General features: G+C 38.4%; 3 protein-coding genes. All 3 read left to right on the top strand.

What is annotated here, in order from left to right:
• The coding region (locus V7137_RS25920; RefSeq protein ID WP_335700743.1) for a sigma 54-interacting transcriptional regulator at nucleotides 1-634 on the top strand (634 nt) is incomplete at its 5' end.
• A 265-nt stretch (nucleotides 635-899) separates the two neighbouring features.
• Nucleotides 900-2,006: an iron-containing alcohol dehydrogenase family protein gene (locus V7137_RS25915; RefSeq protein ID WP_335700742.1), complete on the top strand. Its 1,107-nt coding sequence runs from the start codon at nucleotides 900-902 to the stop codon at nucleotides 2,004-2,006.
• A gap of 86 nt (nucleotides 2,007-2,092) precedes the next feature.
• Nucleotides 2,093-3,085, top strand: coding sequence for an ABC transporter substrate-binding protein (locus V7137_RS25910; RefSeq protein WP_335700741.1), 993 nt, complete (start codon nucleotides 2,093-2,095; stop codon nucleotides 3,083-3,085).
• Nucleotides 3,086-3,242 lie beyond the last annotated feature (157 nt).

Below are 3,242 nucleotides of genomic sequence, written 5' to 3'. Positions count from 1 at the left end.
TTTAGATGAAATTGGTGAGTTGTCGTTAGCCAATCAAGTAAAAATCCTCAAATTTATTCAGGAGAAGCAATTTTATCGTGTCGGTGGAACGAAGCTTAGGACCGTTGATTTCCGGATCCTTGCCGCAACAAATATAGACTTAGAAAAAGCGGTAGAAGAAAAAACCTTTAGACACGACCTCTTTTTTCGGTTAAATGTTGTACCCATTACCATTCCGCCATTAAGGAGGCGTTCCACTGATATTATTCCGTTAATTGAACACTTTTTAACGTATTTTTCACAAAAGTATGGTCGTGAACGGAACCTTGATGAAGGTGTTCTACATCTGTTATTTACTCAAGAGTGGAAAGGAAATGTCCGTGAACTAATCAATTTAATTGAAAGACTGGTTGTCACGTCACCGAAACAATTGATTGAAATCGAAAACTTACCTGCTCAATTCCGAAAGTCTTATACAGATGAGACGTCTGTTGATGATCGAAATCGTTCTTTGAATGAAATTCTTGATAGTGTGGAAAAGCAAGTGCTAATGAAAGCTAGGAAACAATACAAAACAACGATAGATATGGCAAAAGCATTAGGAATAAGTCAACCTTCAGTGTTTAGAAAAATCAGAAAATACGGAATAGATTAAAATTGGCACGAAACTTGCACTATTTTTAAGTGATGAGAAAGGGGGAGATAGTAAGGCGAAGAGATGGACAGTTAATTATATTTATACAGGAATAATAAGTAATAATATCTCTAAATAACATTTCCTTTGTATTTTTATATTTATTTTTGCATATTCAATTGATTATAGAATATTAAGAAAATATATTGACATAAAATAACTGAATATTTATATTAAAAGAATGTTATTCGTTTCTAATGCTGCAAGAGTGAAGAAGGGGTGGAATATGAAAGTAACAGTTGGACCAGCTCAATATATTAGAAATAAGGGTTTACTAGAAGAAGCGGGAACATACATAAAAAACTTCGGAAAAACTGCCGCTCTTATTGGAGGACAAATTAGTAGAGAACTTGTAGAAGTTTCATTGCAAAAGAGTTTGTTAGCGCATGGGATATTATTGAAGCATTCGCTTTGGTATGGGGGAGAATCTTCTCAAACGAATATCGATAGATTAGTAGCCGAATTAACGGATAAAAATATCGATGTTCTTATTGCCACTGGTGGAGGCAAAGCAATTGATACGGTTAAGGCGGTTGCTTACCAACTTAACAAACCGTTAATTGCCATCCCAACCATCGCAGCTACCTGTGCAGCTGCTACGCCGATTACAATTCTTTATAGCAATGAAGGTGAATTTATTGGAATTGAACGACGGGCAAAAGCTCCAGATTTAGTCTTAGTCGATTCAGAAATCATTTTAAAGGCACCGGTTCGTTTTTTAATAGCTGGTATTGGCGATACATTGGCTAAATGGTTCGAGACGAAATCCTCTGTGAAAAAAGCGACACCAAACGTATTAAATCAGACTGCCGTAGCGATAGCAGGTCAAGTTTATCAAACGTTGCTTCAAATTGGGAAAGAGGCCGTAACATCCGTTCGATCCCAAACAGTGACAAATGAGTTAGAAGATATCATCGATACCGTTATTTTAGTCAGTGGCAGTGTCAGTGGGTACGGCGGGGATGACTGCCGGACAGCCGGAGCCCATGCGATTTATTCTGGGTTAACGATTTTTCCTGAAGTTCACCACACCTATCATGGTGAAATTGTTGCCTTTGGGATTCTTGCACAGTTGTGTATGGAGAATACAAGCGAGGAAGAACTGAAAAAGTTAATAAGTTATTACCAGGAGGTAGGACTTCCCTTTACCTTAAAGCAAATGGGAATAACGAACTTAACAGAAAGTCAGTGGCTGAAGTTTGGTAATATTACCGTTACCATCGAGGATATGGCAAATATGCCATTTGAAGTCACACCTGAAATGGTGATCGGAGCCGTTCGTCAAGCCGACGAGTTAGGTAAGAGTATGTTACCCGGTGTTCTTCATACGTGATACCGTTTTAAGGTGCAACATGGCTAAAAAACTGCCATTCTATCAAACTAGCGATACTTTTTATTAAAAACAAGGGGGAATCTTGAATGAAGAAATGGTTATTGGTTGTTTGTTCGCTGGTGTTGTTATTCGCACTAGCAGCATGTGGTAAAAAGGATGCGGCAAGTAGTGCACAGGATGGGAAGTCGTCTGAACCATTGAAAGTGACACTGCCAACTTGGACAGGATATGGTCCGTTATTTTTAGCAAAAGAAAAGGGCTTTTTCAAAAAGAATGGGATTGATGTAGAACTTTCCATTGTAGAAGGATTAGGTGAACGTAAACAAGCATTAGCCAGTGGGAAAATTGATGGAATGGCAACGGCGCTGGATGTGCAGGTTTCCTTAGCGGCATCAGAAATCCCAGTTCAAGTAGTTTGGTTATTGGATGATTCTTACGGCGGGGACGGGATTCTCGTTAAAAAGGGAATTAATAGTGTCAAAGATTTAAAAGGCAAACAAGTAGCATTTGAAGTTGGTTCAACAAGCCATATGCTCGCATTACAAGCCTTAAAACAAGGTGGATTAACTGAAAAAGACGTACAAGTGGTGCAAATGTCTGCCGGGGATGCGGGTGCTGCTTTTGCAGCTGGTAAAGTGGATGCCGCTGTTACATGGGAGCCTTGGTTATCCAAAGGGGCACAAGCAAACGGTAAAGTTTTGTTAACAACCAAAGATTTATCTGGAATCATTGTCGATACGGTCAGCTTTAAAGAAGATGTAATTAAAAACCGTCCTAAAGATGTGAAAGCTTTTGTTAAGGCGATGGGCGAAGCAATGACCTACTGGAAAGAACATGAAAAAGAAGCGGACGAAATTATGGCTAAAGGTTTGAACATTGATGTCAAAGAATTTGAAGGAACTGTTACTGGTTTGAAATTCTTCTCGAAAGAGGATAACGAAAAGTTATTTGGGACAGAAAGTGCAAAAGGTTCGATCTATCAATCAACAGAAAATGCGATTTCGTTTTACAAAGATCAAAAGCTGCTTAAAACAGAGCCAAAAGCAGAAGATGTCATCAATCCAAGTTTCCAAAAGTAAGAAGTTATCTAGCGAAATTAAGTTTGGATTCACGTTGATCAGCCTGACTCATGAGTTGTTTATTTACCCTCATCAGTTAGGCTTTTTTACAAAGGCTCTTTTCGTAAACTTTGTTGCTTTTGGAGTTTAATAAGGGTTATTTACTAAGTTTCTAGGC

This window comes from Neobacillus drentensis (assembly GCF_036962765.1).
GTDB lineage: Bacteria > Bacillota > Bacilli > Bacillales > Cytobacillaceae > Neobacillus > Neobacillus drentensis_C.
The sequence above is the reverse complement of the archived record's forward strand: the minus strand, read 5'-3'. Positions and strand labels throughout refer to the sequence as shown.